Source organism: Enterobacter sp. 2VL, assembly GCF_005503595.1.
GTDB lineage: Bacteria > Pseudomonadota > Gammaproteobacteria > Enterobacterales > Enterobacteriaceae > Enterobacter > Enterobacter cancerogenus.
This window is the reverse complement of record NZ_SCNE01000009.1, coordinates 23159-39457: the sequence shown is the minus strand read 5'-3', so window position 1 is coordinate 39457 and position 16299 is coordinate 23159. Positions and strand designations below refer to the sequence as shown.

Sequence of the window (16299 nt, the reverse complement as noted above, 5' to 3'; positions counted from 1 at the left end):
TATATACAACGATGAGGGCGTAGCGATGGATAACCATTTTGGAAAAGGGCTGATGGCGGGCATGCGCGCGGCACAGGCCGATACGGCAAAGAACGTGGCACACTTCTGCTCTGACTATAAGCGCGGCTTCGTGCTGGGCTTTTCGCATCGAATGTTTGAGAAGACCGGGGATCGCCAGCTGAGCGCGTGGGAGGCAGGAATTTTAACGCGTCGCTACGGGCTGGATCGCGACATGGTGATGGACTTCTTCAGAGACACGCACTCAAGCGTGGCGTTGCGCTACTTTATGGCGGGCTACCGTCTCGAAGGGTGAGCGTCGGTGATCACCTCGGTCACCTGCGAAAGCTGGCCGATTTTCACCTCACTTGAGCGCTGGAATTTGCTCTTATCAATCAGCAGCAGCGACTGGCTGGCGCGGCGGAGCAGGTGGGCCTTAAACGCGGCGTTATGCTCGGTCGGATCCCACAGGTTACCCTCCTCGTCGACGCCCTCGCAGGAGAAGATAAACAGATCAATCTCCAGGGTTTTAAGCTGCGTCGCCAGGGTAGGGTTAACGTAACAGCGGTACTTACGCTCCAGCGTGCCGCCGGAACAGATCAGCGTGATCCGCTCGCGCCTGGCGATTTCGTGGCAGATCGGCAGGCTGTTGGTAAATACGGTGAGATCCCAGTCGGGGAGCTGGCGCGCCAGGTGAAAGCAGGTCGAACTGGCATCAAGGGCGATAGTCATCCCTTCGCCGATCCACGCCAGCGCGTGGCGAGCAATATCGGCTTTGTCGGCGTAATGGCTTTTCAGGCGCGCGCCAAACGGCTCGCCGCCGTCACGACTGGCCGGATGGAGCAGCCGCGCCCGCCCGTGCTGGCGCAGGATCCGCCCCTGCTGCTGAAGCCCGTTCAAATCGCGGCGGATCGTCTCTTTGCTGACGGCAAGCTGTTCTGCCAGCGCCTCGGTCGTCAGCCAGTCGCAGCGGCTCAGCAAGGCAATAATGTTCTGCTGTCTGTCCTGTTTCATGCGTCTGTTCCTGGGAAGATAAATCGATTCTTGCCAGATTATCCGGGCTTGTAAATATGATGTTGAAAAAAGAGGAGGATTTGCGGCACGGATCGGCGAACGCTCCCGTGCAAGGACGGTTTTGGGAAGGGAGCCTTTCCCTTCGCTGAGCGAAGCAGTCGTCATCGCATTTTATTCGCAGTCTTTTTCTGGACAGGATTTTTATTGCAGTAATAAGCGCAGGAATTATCTTATGCAAAAATTTTATTTATTATGCAACGGACGCAATGAACACTTCACCGCTTATTATTCTGTTTGAACCACGCTTATTATTACGCAATGGTTTTTCAACGCTATTACGCGAGCGCGGCCTTGAGGTGGTAACGCCTCTCTCGATGGAACAACTCACTGAGGAACTCTGTTTACCCGCAGACAATGGGAAAGTGGTGCTGGTAGGGGCGGGGGGATTAGGGGCAGATTTTTTCCGGATCGTGCGTACCCTGCACTTTACGCGTACGCAGGATTTAAAAACGGTGGTGTATCTGCCCGAGCCGGATGAACTAATGACGCGGCTGTTTATTGCCGCCGGTGCCAGCCAGTGCATGACGGCAAAGTCGCTGGAGTCTGAGCTTGATGCGTTACTGGATATTCCCCCCAGCATGCTGCGAAACCGGGCCTGGTTCTCACCCTCCGAGCTGAATATTCTTCTTGATTACGCTGCCGGCATGGACACCCGGGATATCGCAGGGCGGCGCAATTGCTGCATAAAAACCGTTTTTACCTTTAAAAATAATGCACGCGTACGCCTTGGACTCAATAACCGCGCCGAGTGGATAACTCTGCTCAGTCACATTTCGCAGTTTGCCGAAAAGTATAAATAAGGACATTTATGTTTATTTATCAGATAGACCATAACCTCAGCCACCTCGTTTATTACGCGGGCCTGCGCGTCAGTCTCGATCACATGGCCAGTTTACATCCGGGCTGGGGTTATCAGTTAAATTCGGTTTCCTGCATGGATAAAAAAGCCCATTTGTCGATCGTGGAAGGGTTTAATTCTGACGCCATTCTGCAAGAAAAGCGCCACAGTCTGACAAGCCCGACGACGCTGGTGCTGGTAAGGGCAACGCAAAAAGCCTTCGTGGCGACGCTGCTCAGGGATTATGGCTGTTCCATTCTGTGCGTGGATGAACCGCACTTTGCCCTGTACGACGTCATCGAAAACACGATGAAAAAATCCCGCTATCTCAGCCCGCTTATTATGCGGATGGCCGGGATACCGATAAGAAAAAATGGTATCACGTTCACACCCGCGGAACGCGCAATACTGGCCTTCCTGCGTGCGGGATGGTCAGGAGTGGAGATCTCCAGGAAGCTGTATCGCAGTGAAAAAACCATCAGTTCGCATAAACGAAATATCATGCGTAAACTGCAGGTGGCTGACGATCTGGCGTTAACAAAATGCCTCCATGATATGGGAACGGCCGCATAACACGGTCGACCGCGCTAGCCCGTTAGCGCCTACCCCCAAAGCACACCACGACTTCCTTACCTAATCGTTATATAATCCATTGCATAACGATATGTGAGGACATTATGAAACAGCGCTTTTGGCAGGCAGTGGCGTTTTGCGCCCTGATTTTACTTCCGCTTTCTTCTCAGGCATCTCGCCAGATAACCGACCAGATTGGCCGCACGGTGACGATTCCTGACGACGTCGATCGGGTGGTTGTGCTTCAGCATCAAACCCTTAACCTGCTGGTGCAAATGCATGCCACTGACAAAATCGTCGGCGTGATGGCGAACTGGAAGCAGCAGCTGGGCGAGGGCTATGCGCGTCTCGCGCCAGAGCTGAACCAGAAAGCGACGCTGGGCGATCTCACGCACGTCGATCCGGAAAAGCTGGTAGCGCTCAGACCGCAGGTGGTATTTGTCACGAACTATGCGCCGCAGGAGATGATCGACAAAATCGCCAGCCTCGGCATCCCGGTCGTGGCGATCTCCCTGCGCCACGATGCAGCCGGTGAAAAAGCCAAACTGAACCCGACCATGGCCGACGAGGAAAAAGCCTACGATCTGGGGCTGCGCGAAGGGATCGCGCTGATTGGCGAGATCGTCAATAAGCAGCCGGAAGCGAAGGCGTTGATTGAGGCGACCGACCAGGGCCGCAAAAAGGTGAGCGACCGCCTGAAGGCTATCCCCGCCGAAAAACGCGTCCGCGCTTATATGGCTAACCCGGAACTCACCACCTACGGCTCGGGGAAATACACCGGGCTGATGATGGCGCACGCGGGCGCGGTTAACGTCGCCGCATCGACCATTCAGGGCTTCAAAACCGTGGCGATGGAGCAGGTCATCGCCTGGAACCCGCAGGTGATCTTCGTGCAGGACCGCTACCCGTCCGTCGTCAATGAGATCATGACAAGCCCGCAGTGGCAGGTGATTGATGCGGTCAAACACCATCGCGTCTATCTGATGCCCGACTACGCCAAAGCCTGGGGTTACCCGATGCCTGAGGCAATGGGCATTGGCGAACTGTGGATGGCAAAAAAGCTCTACCCGCAGAAGTTTACGGATGTAGACATGCGCAAGGTGGCAGACGACTGGTATCAGCGGTTCTACCGCACCCACTATCAGGGGATCGACTGATGCGCGTGCTGGCGGCGGGCAGCCTGCGCAGCGTCTGGCAGCCGTTGATGGCGCAATTCCCGGAACATGTCGACACGCAGTTTGGCCCCGCCGGGCTGCTACGGGAACGTATCGAAGCCGGTGAGCGGTGCGACTTGTTTGCCTCCGCCAGTCTCGAGCATCCTCTGGCGCTGCAGCGCGCCGGGCGGGCAGCGTCCGTGACGCCGTTCGCCAGCAACAGGCTCTGCCTGACGGTGCGCAGCGATGTGCTGCGCGCGCAGGACGACTGGCGGTCGGTGCTGATGCGCGGCGACTTACGGGTTGCCACTTCCACGGCGGGAGCCGATCCGTCCGGCGATTACACCCAGGTGCTGTTTAGCCGGATGGGAGAGGCGGGCGAAGCGTTGAGGACGCGGGCGATAGCCCTGGTGGGCGGGCGCGATTCTTCACCGATCCCGGCAGAGATGCTGGCTGCGCAGTGGATTATTTTGAGCGGGCAGGCGGAGGTGTTTATCGGCTACGCGAGCTATGCCGCCGCGCTTCGGCAGATTGCCGGGCTGACGGTGATGGATATCCCTGCGCCCTATAACCCGCGCGCGGATTATGCCTGTGCGGTTATCACGCCGCGCGCCCAGCGTCTGGCGGATTTTTTACAGTCTGATGAGGCAAAAGGACGACTCAGGCAGGCTGGATTTGGTGAACCAGCCTGCCCAAAACCGTCTTCACGCCCGGTTGCGTAGCGCCACCGGGCGCACATTTTAGCTCTGACGTTTATCTTCGGTCTGGGTATCGAAGTCGCTCGCCGCGTGGCGTTCGTGCAGCTGCTCGTTCAGTTCACCGTTGGTACGGTTGACGATACGTCCGCGTTTGACCGCCGGACGGTTACCCACGTCTTTTGCCCAGCGCTGGACGTTGGTGTATTTCCCGGCATCGAGGAACTCGGCGGCGTTATACACGCTGCCCAGCGCCACGCAGCCAAACCACGGCCAGATCGCCATATCGGCGATGGTGTACTCTTCTCCCGCCACGTAACGCCCGCGCGCCAGCTGTTTATCCAGCACGTCAAACAGACGCTTGGCTTCCATGGTGAAGCGGTCAATCGCGTACTCAATTTTTACCGGCGCATAGTTGTAGAAGTGGCCAAAACCGCCGCCGAGGAACGGTGCCGCGCCCTGCAGCCAGAACAGCCAGTTCAGGGTTTCGGTACGGCCCGCCGGATCTTTTGGCAGGAAGTGACCAAATTTTTCCGCCAGATAAAGCAGGATGCTGCCAGATTCAAACACGCGCGTCGGCGGGGTGGTGGAGTGGTCACGCAGCGCCGGGATCTTCGAGTTCGGGTTCACCTCAACAAAACCGCTGGAGAACTGATCGCCTTCGCCGATGCGGATAAGCCACGCGTCGTACTCTGCCGCCGTCACGCCCAGCGCCAGCAGCTCTTCGAGCATGATGGTAACCTTCTGGCCGTTAGGCGTGCCCAGGGAGTAGAGCTGCAGCGGGTGCGGACCGACCGGCAGTTCCTTCTCATGCGTCGCGCCCGATACCGGACGGTTGATGTTGGCGAACGCGCCGCCGTTGGCATTCTGCTTCCATTCCCACACTTTCGGTGGCTGATAGGTGTTGTTGTCTGACATGTTGGCCTGCCTTTTGAGTGATGTGTTGAGGCAGTGTAGCAGGAGATGACAAAACGGTTTAACGATGAGAGGCGTTATCCAACGTGGCGCTATATTTCTGCGATCGCAGGTGTATGATAAATCCACCTCTGTCAGGTTAATCTCAACGTGCAGACGACGACAACCTTACTAAAATTGCCGCCTGCCAGCTTTAGGTTGGATACATGCGTAAAGGAACGTTAAGCAGTGATGCACCCTTCGGGACGTTATTAGGCTATGCGCCAGGTGGTGTGGCGATTTACTCATCCAATTACGACAGCCTCGACCCGCGCCGCTACCCGGAAGACGCGGAATTCCGAAGCTATATCGGCAACGAATACATGGGCCACAAGTGGCAGTGTGTTGAGTTTGCGCGTCGTTTTCTTTTCCTCAATTACGGTGTTGTCTTTACCGACGTCGGCATGGCGTGGGAGATCTTCTCCCTGCGCTTCCTGCGTGAGGTGGTGAACGACAACATTTTGCCGCTGCAGGCCTTCGCCAACGGATCGCCGCGCGCGCCGCGCGCCGGGGCGCTGCTGATCTGGCAAAAGGGCGGTGAGTTCCATGAAACCGGGCACGTTGCCGTCATCACCCAGCTCTGCGGCGATAAGGTCCGCATTGCGGAGCAGAACGTCATTCACGCTCCGCTCCCGCTGGGGCAGCAGTGGACGCGCGAGCTGCGCATGACCGTCGAGAACGGCTGCTACACGCTGCATGACACTTTCACCGACACGGAAATTTTGGGCTGGATGATCCAGACCAGCGACACGGAGCACAGTATCCCGCAGCCGGAAATCGACGGCGAGCTGCTGAAAATCCGCGGTGCGCGGCTCAAAAATCAGCGTCAGTTCGACGGCAAATGGCTCAACGAAAACGACGCTCTGCAGCAGGCGTACGTTCGCGCTAACGGTCACGTCATCAACAACGATCCCTGCCACTATTTCACCATTACCGAAAGCGCCGAGCAGGAGCTGATCAAGGCCACCAACGAACTGCACCTGATGTACCTCCACGCGACCGACAAAGTGCTGAAAGACGATAACTTACTGGCGCTTTTCGACATCCCTAAAATCCTCTGGCCGCGCCTGCGCCTCTCCTGGCAGTGGCGACGTCACCATATGATCACTGGCCGTATGGATTTCTGCATGGATGAGCGCGGCATCAAGGTGTACGAGTACAACGCGGACTCCGCCTCCTGCCACACGGAAGGGGGATTAATCCTCGAGGAGTGGGTGAAAAACGGCTATCGCGGAACCGGCCACAACCCGGCTGAAGGGCTGCTGGAAGAACTGACCGGCGCGTGGAAGCACAGCCATGCGCGTCCGTTTGTGCACATCATGCAGGACAACGACGTCGAGGAAGACTATCACGCGCTCTTTATTCAGCGTTCGCTGATGCAGGCGGGGTTTGATACCAAAATCCTCCACGGCCTTGGCGCTCTGAGCTGGGATCCCGCCGGACAACTGATTGACGATGAAGGCCGCCCCGTCAACTGCGTCTGGAAAACCTGGGCGTGGGAAACGGCGATCGAGCAGATCCGCGAGGTGAGTGAAACCGAGTATGCCGCCGTACCGATCCGGACCGGGCACCCTGCAGGGGAAGTGCGTCTGATCGACGTGCTGCTGCGCCCGGAAGTGCTGGTCTTCGAACCGCTCTGGACGGTGATCCCCGGCAACAAGGCGATCTTGCCGGTGCTGTGGCAGTTGTTCCCGAACCACCGCTACCTGCTGGATACCGATTTTGAGGTTAACGACCTGCTGAAAACGACCGGCTACGCCGTGAAGCCCATCGCCGGGCGCTGCGGCAGTAATATCGATCTGATTAGCGCGCAGGACGAACTGCTGGATAAATCCAGCGGCAAGTTTGTTGACCGTAAAAACATTTACCAGCAGCTGTGGTGCCTGCCAAAAGTAGACGGAAAATACATTCAGGTTTGCACCTTTACCGTGGGGGGAAACTACGGCGGAACCTGCCTGCGCGGGGATGAAACGCTGGTGGTGAAAAAAGAGAGCGATATTGAACCGCTGATGGTCGAGAAGGATAAATAATCCTCCCCTGAGGCCAAAAAAAGTCCGCAGGCGACCCCTGCGGACTTTTTTTATCATTGAGCGAAACCTTCAGGGGTTAGCGTGCGAACTATTATTCATAAAGCCCCCTTTTTCCCTGATGGAGTCGACCATGAATCGTTTAAAAACCTTGTCTGCCGCTGCTGTACTGAGCCTTTCCCTCTTCGCAGTAAACGCCCATGCCGCCCTTGAGGCAGGTGCCAACGCGCCGGACTTCAGCCTTCAGGGTGCGCTGGGCGGTAAACCCTTGACCTTCTCCCTTCAGCAGGCGTTGAAGAAAGGCCCGGTGGTGCTCTACTTCTTCCCGGCGGCCTTCACCAAGGGCTGTACGCTTGAAGCGCACGCCTTTGCCGAAGCCACCGATGACTTCAAAAAACTGGGGGCGACCGTGGTGGGTGTCACCGCCGGTAACGTTGACCAGGTGGATGAGTTCTCGAAGCTGGAGTGTCGGGATAAATTTGCCGTCGCGGCTGACCCCGGCGCGAAAGTGGCGGCTGAGTACCAGACCCTGATGCAGATGAACGGCAAAACGGTTTCTGACCGCACCTCGTTTGTTATCGCCCCGGACGGCAAAATTCTGCTGAGCTATACCGACCGCAACCCAGACGAGCACATTCAAAAAACGATGGATGCCGTGAAGAAATACGCGAAGTCGCACTCGTAACCTGAATAACGGGGTCCGCTATGTTGACTGCCATTCTGGCCGCCCTGTTGGGCGGCATTATCCTCAATTTTATGCCCTGCGTATTCCCCGTGATTTCGCTGAAGGCGCTGGGCATGTTGCGCCATCAGGGCGACATCAAAAGCGCCCGCACCGAGGGGCTGGGATTTTTGCTTGGGGTCGTACTCACTATGCTGGCGCTGGCGGGGGTATTACTGGCACTGCGCGCCGGCGGCACCGCCGTTGGCTGGGGATTTCAGCTTCAGTCTCCGCTGGTTATCGCCGTATTATCGCTGGTGATTTTGGGGGCCGCCCTGAACCTGCTGGGCGTGTTTGAGGTGGGGCTATCGCTGCAGCGCGCGGGGGAAATTTCCATGGGCCGCGGGGCGTTTACGCGTTCGGCGCTAACCGGTGCGCTGGCTATTGTGGTCGCCACCCCGTGTTCTGCGCCGTTTATGGCAGGTGCGGTAGGCTATGCCCTGGTACAACCTCCGGCGGTATCGCTGGCTATTTTCCTGGCGCTGGCGATAGGCTTTGCCGCCCCCTTTACCTTGATTTCACTGTTCCCGTCGATTGCCAGACGCCTGCCGCGGCCCGGCGCGTGGATGGATCTGCTCAAGCGCGGGCTGGCATTCCCGATGCTGGGCGCCTTCGCCTGGCTGGTCTGGGTGCTGACGCAGCAGGCAGGTACCACCGCCCTGGCCGCCATGCTCGCCAGTGCGGTGGTGGTGAGTTTTGCGGCGTGGCTGTACGGCATGGCCCAGCGCAGACGCTATATCGGCCAGTCGTATAAAGCGCTGCTGGCGGTGACGGTGGTGTTGTTCATCGCCGCGATCGGCCCGCTGCCCGGCGTAATCCATACGCAGCCTTCGCAGCCCGACGTGCAAAGCGTTACTCACACCGAGCCGGTGAAGTGGTCGCCGCAGACGGTGGCGCAACTGCGCGGGCAGGGCAAAGCGATCTTTGTCAATTTTACGGCATCGTGGTGCATCACCTGTCAGGTTAACGATCGCACGTCGCTGTCGACGGAGGCGGTTAAACAGGCGCTTTCACGCACCGGCGCCGTTTATATGGTGGCGGACTCAACGAAGTTTAATGCGGATATTGACGATGCAATGAGCGCGTTCGGCCAGGGCGGTCTTCCGCTGTATGTGGTTTATCCCGCGGACGGCAGCGCACCTGAGGTGCTGCCCCAGGTCCTGACACCGTCGATTGTGGTTAAGGCTCTGGATCAGGCCGCCGGGAAAAAAGCGTGAGGTCATAATGATGGCGCAATATGGATAACGGCTTTGCACCGCGAGACGCATGGCCCGCCCTGATGGCACGCGCGCAGGCGGGCGATCGTCACGCGTATACCCAGCTGTTGCGGGCGATTGTGCCCGTTATTCGCACACGCGTTCGCAAGCACATTTTCGATGATGTGCTGGTCGACGATGTTATCCAGGATGTCCTCCTGACCGTGCATCGGGTGCGCCATACCTACGATCCTGCCTACCCCTTTCTGCCGTGGCTGATGGCGATAACGCAGGCGCGCGCCGTTGACGCGTTACGCAAGCGGGGTCGCCACTGGCAGCGTGAAACGCCTGAAGAGGATGCACAGGAAAGCCCGGGTGAGGATCTGCCCGAGCACACAGATAAAGAGGAACGCCTGGCGCGGATACTCGACCAACTCCCGCTGCGCCAGCGGCAAATTGTCGAGCATGTCCATCTTCAGGAGATGAGCCTTGCCGAGGCGGCGACACAGAACAATTTGAGCATTGCGGCAGTGAAATCGTTATTACACAGAGCCCTTACCAACCTTCGCCGTATGGGAGCGAAACATGGTCGATCATGATGTTTTCATAAAACAGCTGAGTCAGGATGCCGGGCCGATACGCCGCACGCTGGCGAACCCCTGGCGCGTTGTCGGCTGGCTGCTGATGGCGCTGCCGTGCGGCTGGTTGAGCAGCCTGGCGTTTCCGCGAGACGGCACGGACTGGAGCCATCCGGGCGCGCTGATTGCGGCTTTTCAGCTGGCGGTGGCGTTTGTGATGGGGACGCTCGCCATTCGCAACGCGTTTTTGCTCAGCATCCCCGGTCGTTCCCCGCTGAACTGGAAATGGTTTATTCCGCTGGCCGCGCTGTGGCTGGGCGGGGTAATGATGAGTTTGCGGCTCGCGCCCGCGCAGGCGCACCATGCTGATGAGGTGAACTGCTACGTCTACATGATGGCGGTCAGCGCGCCCATGGTGGTCATTGTTATTGGCTATTTGCGGCGTACAGGGGCGCTGTATCCGCTGCGCACGCTGGCGGCGGCGGGGGCTGGCGTGGCCTGCATGGCGTTAACGCTGCTGTCGCTCTGCCATCCTGTTGAAGTTCATCCCCTGGATTTTCTGCTGCATGTGGCTGCGGGGATAACGATTATTCTGGGGACGATACTGCTGGGATGGCGGTGGGTGAGGGTTCTTTAAAGAGGGGGATCGGAATCGATGATCCCTGCACATGTGTTCCATACTGTTGCGGTGCAAAACTCCCCTCTGCGCCCCGGGCGGAGGCAGAGGGGCGTGCAGGTTACTCCACGTTCATTGCGGTTTCGGCTGGAATAAAGCTGTTGATAATACGGACGTAATGCTTACGCTGTGCTTCGGTAAAGTCGTTATAAGCAGCCAGCGTAAAGACCAGCAGTTTGCGCGACTCGGGATTGTGTTTCGGATGATGGGGCAGCGTCACAATAGACGAGACCTGCCGGACCCAGGCGCCATCCTCCAGGAATTTATTGGCCGTTTGCAGCACCTGCAGTTTGGCTGGGCCAATTTCATGGCGCAGGTTTTTGCCTTCCACCTCAAATCCAGGCACATAAAGCTTCATTTTTTCCCACTGCTTCTCACAGAAATCGTCCACCGTTTGATCTTTTTCCAGCGTGGTGCGATTTATCAGTATGTTGTACGGGTTATTGTCCTCATCCATATACCGCAGAATATTAATGGACTGATCTTCCTGCGGCGTGAGCGTCATGAAAGTGCCTTCATTAATAGGATAAGTCATGGGTGTTTTATTCATGTAAGTCCTTTTCATCCTTAATGGTTTGTCGGGATAAGGGAATAATCTCAACGCGGCGGTTTTGCGCCCGTCCGTCTTTGGTGTCGTTATTGGCGACCGGTCGGGTGTCGCCAGCGCCTTCGGTAATGAACTGTTCGGCAGGCAGTCCTGTGTGCGCGACCAGCCACTCTTTTATGACCTGCGCACGTTCGGCGGAGAGCGCAAGGTTGGTCGCGGCAGAGCCGGTACTGTCGGAATGGCCAACAATCAGGAACATTTTTTCTGGCGAGCGGCGAATTGCCGGCACGACAGCAAGCAGGGTTTTTTCGCTGTCGGGCATGAGAGTGCTACTGCCGTTTGCAAACAGCGGCACGGTGTCTGCCAGGGAGAAGAGCGAGGCGTCGTTGTCTGCGGCAAGGTTTTCCGGGAACGGAGAAAATTGCCTTATCTGCTCGCGTATTTCGCCGATGTTATGCCGGGCATAGTAGTAAATGCCGCCAGCCAGACAGGCGAACAGTAACAGCAGCACGATAATGACGGGCAGCAAAGCGCGACGGCGCCGCGCGGGCGCAACGAGAGGCGCAGGCGCAGGCCAGACGGTCTTGGGTTCCGGTAGCGGCGGCAAAGGCAACGGCGGTAAGGGCGGCATGGCGATGGTGGCGGAAAGTGCAGGCAGGATGCCGTATCGTTCCTCCAGCCATTGCGACCAGGCGCCGTGACGGGTAAATCCCTGACCATAATCAGCCAGCATAACGCCAGCCAGATCGAGCGGGGTATTTTTAAACAAGGTCTGCATAACGTTCATCAGCCGGCTTTCCGCAAGCCAGGCGATAAAGGTTCTGCCGAGCGTATAACGCTGTATGGCGTAAAGATCCTGGCCGTCATCGCGGGCGTTAAGCTTCTCCACCAGGTCGTGGAAACACGACTCCAGGGTCAACTCACCGTGCGGCGGTGGCGTCAGTGAGCTGGTCCAGATCGCCCGGTCAGGGTCGTGCGAATGGCGTTGCTGACTCAGACGGGTATAAAACGCCGGGATACAGGGCAACCGACTGTTAAGCCGTATCGAGGTAAAGACGTACTGCCAGGACATCAGCTGCTCTGTCAGCAGGGCGCTGTTTTCCACGCCATCGACGAGCACGGGAAACAGCGCCACTGTCGCCATGGGCGGGTGCGTCTCTTGCGCATGCGCGAGCCGACTGGCGAGCGTGGTTGAATGTTCAGCGACCATCCAGACAATGTGTCCGTTGTCGCTGGTCGACAGATTGGCATGGTGAAACCATTTTCGGGCGAAGGGGCCGGTAATCAGCACCATCAGCCGGGGAGAAGCCGCTGGCGTATCTGCGTAGCCTGTTTCCGGCTCTGGGGCCGCTTCCGCGCGCATCAGCCATGTGCGGGGCGCGCAGGTGGCGCGCAGCGATGTCAGCGCGTCGGTTTGCCCTTCGACCTGTTCCACCAGGGTAAGCAGCTTTCGGGCATAGCGGAACATCAGGTTGCTGTCGGAACGAAGCAGGGCAGCCAGCAGCGACGTTATATCGTCATCGGCCTGGCTTTGGGTGTAGCCATAGAAGTAATGCATCAACGAGTAACGCTCCCAGGCAAGCGCGTTATCTTTCTGATTTATCATCAGACGTTTGTCGAAATAGCCGCATAACAACTGGCACAGCGCCTCGCTCTCTTCGGCAGCCTGGTTCTCTTCCTGCAACGCTTTATTGAACTGCTCAATGAGTGAAATCAGCCTGAGCTGAAAATCCGCCGCTGAAGGAATGATGCCGTCGAAGGATATCAGGGTATCAATGCCGATCAGGCGGCAGAAAAAATGTTCACTTTTCACCATGTTTTCTCCGTAACGGTGCCCCAGCCAGAGGTTATTGACCACGGACATATCCGCACGACAGAAGGCTGCGCGGCGTTGGCGGTTTTAAATTCGAGCGAGAGTGTGAGGTTGTCATCCGGGGAGGCGGTATGCAGCGCCTGCAGTTCCCGGGCGTCGAGCGTGCGTTTATAGAGCAGCATGTTTTGCGGGTTATAAACGCCAAGGTGCAGGGTTTCCGCCTCTTTGTCGTCAGCGCGCCAGACGGCGGGCTCCAGCGTGAGGTTTTTTTTGTACCAGACGTACTGGCGGGCAAGCCATTGCGCGTGATCATCGGGCGGTGTCGGGAAAAAGTTGATCTTCTCCGCGCTCATGACTTCCGGCAGCACGGTGCCCCTTTGCAGGCAGATCCCGGTCTGATATTCAAACGCGCGCAGAGAACGTGCCGATCCCGTGGTGTAAGGTGCCAGGCTTGCGGCGTCTTCTGACTCCAGCCCCAGCACAGTCCGGACGCGTTTTTTTGAGACGTTGTCTCTTTCCCACCAGGCTTTATCCACCGCGCCCTGCGCTTTGGCCTCGTTTGAGTGATCGCCCCAGACTTTGTTGTGCTCTTTACGCTGATAGTAATGCCAGAGCAGCGGCTTATGCGGATGATAAATATCATAACCGTGGGTGAAGGCGCGCACCGCCATAGCGATCTCTTCGCCAGCGAAAAATATCTGCGGATCGTTAGGCACGGTGCTGACGAAATCACCACGGGTGAAGATAAATCCCCCTGCGAGATAGCTCCCCCGCACCGGTTCGGTTGCCGTAAAAGGGGTGGAGCTAAGCATAGGAATACCCTGCGGATTAAACTCGCGAAATATCAGGCGGCTGACATAGCGCTTTTTGCTGGCCTCTTCATCTTCGCCGGGGCTATAGGGCGGCGGATAGGAGGAGAGAATGGGGCGCGCGCTTTTCTGCTCTACCTGGCGCAGCATGGCGATCATTTCGTCATCCCAGCCGGGAATAAAGCGGCAGTGGGAGTCGATTTGCAGGAAATAGGCTTCCTGTTCAAACAGCGTTTCCGCCATGCTACGCGCCCAGCAGGCGCCCTGGCTGGCAAAATAATGCACGCTGATAATATCAATCCTGGCCTGACGGTAACGAAAGGCAAATACCTCCTGACCCGCAACGATGCGGCGGCCTTCAGGGGTCATGCCCTGTTGTTCAAACAGCGACAGGTTTTCGTCGTCCTGCCAGCAAACAGAGAGATGCAGATTCTCCGGGTGAGCGGCATGGCGCAGCATATCCTGTAGCGTTGGAATGAGTTCCGGGTCGCGATAGCTGGCGATGCTGATAAAAATTGTCGCTGGGGTGTCCATTTTTCCCAATCCATTTAAAAGCTGATTACTGAATATCAAAAATGACTTCCGCCTGGGCGTTAAAGGTCCCGCCTGCGGGGGCGGTTTTACTGCTGGCGAACAGCGTGGCGTTCCAGGCGAATTCGGCGGGGCCCTGGCTGGTAATACTGGTTTTTTGTTCTGACGTACTGCCGTCCAGCTTCATCGCCTTGCCTGCGCCATCGGTGATTTTTATGCCCAGCCGATCCAGGTTGCCGCCCGCGTCCTTAACGCGAATGTACGAGCCGTCCGAGGAGGGGGTATCGGTCATCATTGAGGCGATAGCGGAATAGGTGCCGTAGTCGCTTTTGCAGGTAATGTTGAAATCCAGCTTGCGGGTCACGCCGGCGCTGAGCAAAGACGGGGTCACTTCGTTGAAATCAATCGTTTTTGCGCTGTCGACATCGCAGGTCGGGGTACTGATAACTTTGATATCGCCAATCGCGAGCTTCATGACATACGAAGCCGGATTGGCCGTCATCAGATAGTTATAAGCAATATCTCCGGCGGGCAGAACGGTATCGCCGTTCGGATCGCTCAGGCGCAAATTGTTCGCGGTTTTAAAAAACTGGATGCGGTAAAACGAGGCGGCTACGTAATCAAACGTGCCGACCTGCGCGCCCCCGGGAAAGGTCAACTGACTGGTTGACGGGAAGTTGCCGAATGCGCTGCCGTTACTCCACAGCAGCTTAATGCCAATGCCCGGTATATTGGTCGGATAGATGCGGGTGGACGAGTCCTGTCCCGTCAGGTTGAGCACCCGCTTCCCGTACTCGGTACCGACAATGCAGTTGTCATAGCCAATATCCTGGCCTGCCAGATTGCTGTCGAACTGGGCGATAGGGGTAGAGGTGTCCGCGGGCGCATTCGCGTTAATCCGAATGACTTGCGAAGGAATGGAAACCGCAGTCGGTGCGCCGCGCGCCAGCGTACAAACGGCGGAAGCGGCGGGCGTCAAAGCAAGAGCACAAAGCGTAATGGCGATCCTTAACATCGTTTATTCCTTCTCGTGATTCAGCATGGCGACTATCTCAGGGGGATACATTTTTAAGAGGTCGGCAAAGCTTTTGCCGATGCTCTCTTCTGCGTACTTCAACACCTGAACAAGCGGGCTACTGGGTTCGGTCATCGCAAACCAGCTGCGGACTTCCTGTAAGCGGTGCAGCGCATCGGCGCGGCTGTCGATACCCCGGCGCGCCTCCGCGACGGCAGGCGGCGCGGCGGGGGGAATATCTACTATCGCGGGCGCCACGCCGACGGGACGCTCCGCGATCTCCTGCACCTGCGGCGTTTCATCCTCCACGATGGCGGGTGAAACAACCGGGGCAGGTGTTACCCCGCTGAAATCGTTAGCGAAATAGACCAGCAGATTACCGAGTACGGCAAATTCAGGCGCATCGTGCCCGAGCGTGTCGGCAAGCATGCTTTTTATCTCCATCAGGAAACCGTACGCCTGGGTAAGCGGGAAGAGGCTGTCACGGGCGTTAAGCTGCCATTCATGAATAATGGCGGCCATGGCCGTATCCGACAGCGCACCCTCTTCCCGGGGAACCTGATGCGCTTTTTCAAACTCTTTGATGGTGATTTGCAGGCCGGAGGCTTTCGGTAGCGGCTGATTACGCAGGTCGGCGAGCAGGCCGTTGGCATCCTCCAGCTCGGCGAAGGCGTTAGCGCGCAGCATCGGCGCGAACTCCCCTTCATCAAGCAGCTGCGGATGCAGGTCGTCCGGCCAGGCGCACAGTAAGGCGTGCAGCGCTTCCAGCCCTTCCGCCAGGGCGGCGAGGCCGACTTTACGTAGCCGACAGCGCATCAGAATAATAATCAGCCGGACATCTTTGCTTTTTTGCAGCAAGGTCTGACATTCGCGCTCGGTTTCGGCCCAGTTAATCGGCTCCGCCGCTTCAAAAAAGTTGCCGTATTCCACGTCCAGCTTGGGCTGGAGCCGGGACTGCAACAGGATGAACGCGGGATCGTAATCGAGCGTCTCGCCGCAGGCGTCGCTGCCCGCGATGGGTGACATCAGGGGCTGGTAATAATCGGAACAGGTCAGATGGTATGTTTGATTCATCGCATGTATCTTTTTGGCTGTGGGTAG

The 16299-nt window shown here is 57.5% G+C and carries 17 protein-coding genes; 10 read left to right on the top strand and 7 right to left on the bottom strand.

Annotation, left to right across the window (positions count from 1 at the left end; translation table 11 throughout):
* Positions 1-25: 25 nt before the first annotated feature.
* Positions 26-313, top strand: a complete 288-nt coding sequence (locus tag FFS28_RS18100) for a DUF2623 family protein (RefSeq protein WP_006178523.1) — start codon at positions 26-28, stop codon at positions 311-313.
* Here the strand turns inward: FFS28_RS18100 and fucR are convergent.
* On the bottom strand, positions 295-1011 hold the full coding sequence (gene fucR / locus FFS28_RS18095; protein ID WP_137903631.1) for an L-fucose operon activator: 717 nt from the start codon (positions 1009-1011) through the stop codon (positions 295-297). The genes FFS28_RS18100 and fucR overlap by 19 nt on opposite strands.
* A gap of 266 nt (positions 1012-1277) precedes the next feature.
* On the opposite strand from fucR, the gene FFS28_RS18090 reads away from it, so the two are divergent.
* The 4 genes from FFS28_RS18090 (at position 1278) to FFS28_RS18075 (ending at position 4358) form a co-directional block, all read left to right on the top strand.
* Complete coding sequence (locus FFS28_RS18090) at positions 1278-1871, top strand: helix-turn-helix transcriptional regulator (protein WP_137903630.1); 594 nt, start codon at positions 1278-1280, stop codon at positions 1869-1871.
* Between the two features lie 8 nt (positions 1872-1879).
* The gene (locus FFS28_RS18085; protein ID WP_137903629.1) at positions 1880-2482 is read left to right on the top strand and encodes a helix-turn-helix domain-containing protein; all 603 of its coding nucleotides are present in this window, start codon (positions 1880-1882) and stop codon (positions 2480-2482) included.
* Positions 2483-2586: 104 nt separating this feature from the next.
* On the top strand, positions 2587-3639 hold the full coding sequence (locus FFS28_RS18080) for an ABC transporter substrate-binding protein (protein WP_058610772.1): 1053 nt from the start codon (positions 2587-2589) through the stop codon (positions 3637-3639).
* Positions 3639-4358, top strand: coding sequence for a molybdate ABC transporter substrate-binding protein (locus FFS28_RS18075; protein WP_137903628.1), 720 nt, complete (start codon positions 3639-3641; stop codon positions 4356-4358). Before FFS28_RS18080 ends, FFS28_RS18075 begins: the two co-directional genes overlap by 1 nt.
* Positions 4359-4376: 18 nt before the next feature.
* Here the strand turns inward: FFS28_RS18075 and yghU are convergent, their stop codons facing one another.
* Positions 4377-5249 carry a glutathione-dependent disulfide-bond oxidoreductase gene (yghU, locus tag FFS28_RS18070; protein WP_137903627.1) on the bottom strand — a complete coding sequence of 291 codons (873 nt, stop codon included), beginning with the start codon at positions 5247-5249 and terminating at the stop codon, positions 4377-4379.
* Between the two features lie 203 nt (positions 5250-5452).
* On the opposite strand from yghU, the gene gss reads away from it, so the two are divergent.
* From gss to FFS28_RS18045, 5 genes are all read left to right on the top strand, one after another.
* Positions 5453-7315, top strand: a complete 1863-nt coding sequence (gss, locus tag FFS28_RS18065; RefSeq protein ID WP_137903626.1) for a bifunctional glutathionylspermidine amidase/synthase — start codon at positions 5453-5455, stop codon at positions 7313-7315.
* A gap of 130 nt (positions 7316-7445) precedes the next feature.
* Positions 7446-7997: a peroxiredoxin gene (locus tag FFS28_RS18060; RefSeq protein ID WP_171007419.1), complete on the top strand. Its 552-nt coding sequence runs from the start codon at positions 7446-7448 to the stop codon at positions 7995-7997.
* A 20-nt stretch (positions 7998-8017) separates the two neighbouring features.
* Positions 8018-9250, top strand: a complete 1233-nt coding sequence (locus tag FFS28_RS18055; RefSeq protein WP_058610776.1) for a protein-disulfide reductase DsbD family protein — start codon at positions 8018-8020, stop codon at positions 9248-9250.
* A gap of 20 nt (positions 9251-9270) precedes the next feature.
* Entirely contained in the window at positions 9271-9828 is a 558-nt protein-coding gene (locus FFS28_RS18050) for a sigma-70 family RNA polymerase sigma factor (protein ID WP_137272687.1), read from the top strand.
* Positions 9815-10444, top strand: coding sequence for an NrsF family protein (locus FFS28_RS18045; RefSeq protein ID WP_101736981.1), 630 nt, complete (start codon positions 9815-9817; stop codon positions 10442-10444). The genes FFS28_RS18050 and FFS28_RS18045 overlap by 14 nt, the downstream gene beginning before the upstream one ends.
* A gap of 100 nt (positions 10445-10544) precedes the next feature.
* On the opposite strand, the gene FFS28_RS18040 is transcribed toward FFS28_RS18045, so the two are convergent.
* From FFS28_RS18040 to FFS28_RS18020, 5 genes are read right to left on the bottom strand one after another with little or no spacing between them, the layout of a single operon-like run.
* The gene (locus tag FFS28_RS18040; RefSeq protein ID WP_137903625.1) at positions 10545-11033 is read right to left on the bottom strand and encodes a DcrB-related protein; all 489 of its coding nucleotides are present in this window, start codon (positions 11031-11033) and stop codon (positions 10545-10547) included.
* On the bottom strand, positions 11026-12846 hold the full coding sequence (locus tag FFS28_RS18035) for an OmpA family protein (protein WP_137903624.1): 1821 nt from the start codon (positions 12844-12846) through the stop codon (positions 11026-11028). Before FFS28_RS18035 ends, FFS28_RS18040 begins: the two co-directional genes overlap by 8 nt.
* Positions 12840-14186 (bottom strand): GlcNAc-transferase family protein, encoded by a 1347-nt coding sequence (locus tag FFS28_RS18030; protein ID WP_006178511.1) that lies wholly within the window; start codon positions 14184-14186, stop codon positions 12840-12842. The genes FFS28_RS18035 and FFS28_RS18030 overlap by 7 nt, the downstream gene beginning before the upstream one ends.
* Positions 14187-14211: 25 nt before the next feature.
* On the bottom strand, positions 14212-15198 hold the full coding sequence (locus FFS28_RS18025; protein WP_058610781.1) for a fimbrial protein: 987 nt from the start codon (positions 15196-15198) through the stop codon (positions 14212-14214).
* A gap of 3 nt (positions 15199-15201) precedes the next feature.
* On the bottom strand, positions 15202-16272 hold the full coding sequence (locus FFS28_RS18020) for a type VI secretion system protein TssA (protein WP_137903623.1): 1071 nt from the start codon (positions 16270-16272) through the stop codon (positions 15202-15204).
* Positions 16273-16299 lie beyond the last annotated feature (27 nt).

Excerpts from the sequence above, each read along its gene's own strand:
- FFS28_RS18100 (WP_006178523.1), top strand. The coding sequence starts at position 26 with ATGGATAACCATTTTGGAAAAGGGCTGATGGCGGGCATGCGCGCGGCA.
- fucR (WP_137903631.1), bottom strand. The coding sequence starts at position 1,011 with ATGAAACAGGACAGACAGCAGAACATTATTGCCTTGCTGAGCCGCTGC.
- FFS28_RS18090 (WP_137903630.1), top strand. The coding sequence starts at position 1,278 with ATGAACACTTCACCGCTTATTATTCTGTTTGAACCACGCTTATTATTA.
- FFS28_RS18085 (WP_137903629.1), top strand. The coding sequence starts at position 1,880 with ATGTTTATTTATCAGATAGACCATAACCTCAGCCACCTCGTTTATTAC.
- FFS28_RS18080 (WP_058610772.1), top strand. The coding sequence starts at position 2,587 with ATGAAACAGCGCTTTTGGCAGGCAGTGGCGTTTTGCGCCCTGATTTTA.
- FFS28_RS18075 (WP_137903628.1), top strand. The coding sequence starts at position 3,639 with ATGCGCGTGCTGGCGGCGGGCAGCCTGCGCAGCGTCTGGCAGCCGTTG.
- yghU (WP_137903627.1), bottom strand. The coding sequence starts at position 5,249 with ATGTCAGACAACAACACCTATCAGCCACCGAAAGTGTGGGAATGGAAG.
- gss (WP_137903626.1), top strand. The coding sequence starts at position 5,453 with ATGCGTAAAGGAACGTTAAGCAGTGATGCACCCTTCGGGACGTTATTA.
- FFS28_RS18060 (WP_171007419.1), top strand. The coding sequence starts at position 7,446 with ATGAATCGTTTAAAAACCTTGTCTGCCGCTGCTGTACTGAGCCTTTCC.
- FFS28_RS18055 (WP_058610776.1), top strand. The coding sequence starts at position 8,018 with ATGTTGACTGCCATTCTGGCCGCCCTGTTGGGCGGCATTATCCTCAAT.
- FFS28_RS18050 (WP_137272687.1), top strand. The coding sequence starts at position 9,271 with ATGGATAACGGCTTTGCACCGCGAGACGCATGGCCCGCCCTGATGGCA.
- FFS28_RS18045 (WP_101736981.1), top strand. The coding sequence starts at position 9,815 with ATGGTCGATCATGATGTTTTCATAAAACAGCTGAGTCAGGATGCCGGG.
- FFS28_RS18040 (WP_137903625.1), bottom strand. The coding sequence starts at position 11,033 with ATGAATAAAACACCCATGACTTATCCTATTAATGAAGGCACTTTCATG.
- FFS28_RS18035 (WP_137903624.1), bottom strand. The coding sequence starts at position 12,846 with ATGGTGAAAAGTGAACATTTTTTCTGCCGCCTGATCGGCATTGATACC.
- FFS28_RS18030 (WP_006178511.1), bottom strand. The coding sequence starts at position 14,186 with ATGGACACCCCAGCGACAATTTTTATCAGCATCGCCAGCTATCGCGAC.
- FFS28_RS18025 (WP_058610781.1), bottom strand. The coding sequence starts at position 15,198 with ATGTTAAGGATCGCCATTACGCTTTGTGCTCTTGCTTTGACGCCCGCC.
- FFS28_RS18020 (WP_137903623.1), bottom strand. The coding sequence starts at position 16,272 with ATGAATCAAACATACCATCTGACCTGTTCCGATTATTACCAGCCCCTG.